The organism is Mesorhizobium sp. M7A.F.Ca.US.005.03.2.1 (assembly GCF_003997795.1).
GTDB classification, from domain to species: Bacteria; Pseudomonadota; Alphaproteobacteria; order Rhizobiales; family Rhizobiaceae; genus Mesorhizobium; species Mesorhizobium ciceri.
Map to the genome: position 1 here is coordinate 1 of NZ_RZRP01000955.1, position 2,225 is coordinate 2,225.

Annotated in this window: 2 protein-coding genes; both read right to left on the reverse strand. The window is 61.5% G+C overall.

Going from position 1 to position 2,225, the window contains the following annotated elements; all coding sequences use genetic code 11:
* Positions 1-1,680, reverse strand: a 1,680-nt coding sequence (locus EN991_RS33120) for an ABC transporter transmembrane domain-containing protein (RefSeq protein ID WP_164769556.1), incomplete at its 3' end; no start/stop codon positions are given.
* Between the two features lie 189 nt (positions 1,681-1,869).
* Positions 1,870-2,225: hypothetical protein (locus EN991_RS40115; protein ID WP_164769557.1), on the reverse strand; the 356-nt coding region annotated here is incomplete at its 5' end.

The window sequence follows — 2,225 nt, forward strand, 5'->3', positions numbered from 1 at the left end:
CCCCTGCAGAAGCCGCGCAATTGTCGATTTCCCCGAACCGCTGCGCCCGACGATGCCGAACATCGTCCCTGCTGGAATGTCGAAGTTGACCCGGTCAAGCGCTGGCGTGTTGGTGCCGATGTAGGTGAAGGTCAGATCACGGAAACTGATCTCGCCAACGAGCTTCGGTCTCAGACCTGTGGAATTCGAACTGCTTTCCAGGGGCCGGTTGAGGACGGATCCTGCCTCGCTGATTGCCGCTCCTACCTCCTCGAAGTCCTCGACCAGTCGAGCAAGACCGACGAGAGGCTGTGCGACGCGTTGGGCGATCATCATGAATGCGAACAAGCTGCCGACCATGTAGCCAGACGTGTCGCTCATCGCGAGATAAGCTCCGATCAGCATGGTGCCGAGGACCATCGCACGCTCGATTGGCGTGACAAGCGTCTGCGGCCAGTTGGCAAGCTGCCCGAAGGCAAGGCGCGCCCTGCCCGCTTCCGCCACCCGCTCGTCCCAAAGCGCCCTGCGTTGCGGTTCGAGACCGAGCGCCTTCACCGTCTTGATGCCGACGACGGTTTCGCCGAGCGCCGCCGCCTTCCAGGTCTCGGCATCGACCACTTGCTGGTAGCGGCGGCGCAACGGCGCGAGAAAGGCGAAGATGATCAACATAATCACGCCCGCGCAGGCAAGCACCATCCAGCCCAGCGTGGCGTTGATATAGAACATCACCGGGATCAGCACGCAGAGCGTGATCAGATCCAGGAACGTGCTGAGGAGTTTTCCGGTGAGGAATTCGCGGATGCGATAGATCTGCGCGAGATGGTACATCGTCTCGCCGGCCGGATGACGCTCGAAATAATCAAGCGGCAGACGCAGGAGCCTGCTGAAAACATGCAAGTTCAGTTTGGTATCCAGGCGGGCGCCGACGACGTTGATGATCAGCCGTCGGGCGTGACCGAGGAGCGTCTCGTAAACGAACAGGACGGCAATTGTGGCCGACAGGAGCACGAGGGTTGAAACGCTGTTGAACTGCAGCACCTTGTTGACCAGTGTCATGACCATGAGAGGCGGCAGAACGGTAAGGAGGCTGAGCGTGAACGAGGCGATACCGATGTCACGCATAGAACGGCTTTCGAACCGTACCAGGTCGATCAACCAACCGAGGGTGAAAGGCGCATCGGCCGCGATATAGGATCGCGCTGGACGCAACAGCACGGCCTCACCCGCCCACACCTGCGACAGCCGCAACTCGTCGATGGCGATGGCTTCGGCATCCTCGGGCGCATCCGCACTTTTGAGGAAGACGACATTCCGCTCTGGACTGGCCCCGGTGAGGAGACCTGCGCCACCGTCATTGAACAGCAGGACGACCGGTCCCGTGTGCTCGAAGCGCAGAAGATGCGACCAGCGGATGCGGAGCGCACGCGACCACATGCCGCCGTTCTGGGCCCATTGCGAGAGATCGGTCGCGTTTGGAACCGGGCTTGCGCTCGCCACCTTGAACTCGTTCGGGTCGAGTTCGACGCCATGGTAGCGGGCGACCCGTAGCACCGCCTTGAGGCGCGGGGCAATCCGGTCGAACTCGGCGGGTCCGCCGGGTGCCCTCCCCGCCTCGCTCTGGCTGCCAACCTTGCCCGTCGCCTCCGCGTCCACGCGGATCGAGGTTGGCCGTGCATCGGCGTTCAGAGGTATGCTCACCATGCACTTCCCCTCCGGCCCACAAGCGAGGGTTCAAGGATGCTCCGGGCAAGCCGGCCCAGCCGGGACTGCTGACAAAACGCACTATATTCCAAATAGGCCAGCCGCACGGGCCCTTTGCCCGCCTGGAAATGGTGAACGCGCGGCACTTGCGTTCCCGCAAGGGCCGCGCGTTCTTTCTTCAACCTGGACTCAGTCATTAGGTTTCAGAATATCCTTCATTGCCTTCTTCAGCGTGTCGTCGGTGTTAGTGTATCCGGCGCCTTGCTTGCCCTTGTCAGAAGTCAAGTCGGACGTTGCACCGGATGTCTTGTTCTGGTTCGGACTAAGGCCCTTGATCGTATTGAGAACGTTCAAGAGATCGCTCGTCACCGAACCCCCAGCCAGGCCAACGAGCTGCCGGAACGAGGCTTGGCTATCGGTGTCGCTGCTGGCGGCCGGGCCCGATTGCAAGAACTGCTTGGAGTCCTTGAGTCCGATCGTATCGGCCGAGACCTTGGCGTGGTTGCCGTTACCTGGCGAACCATCGTTGTCGGACCCGTCATTGC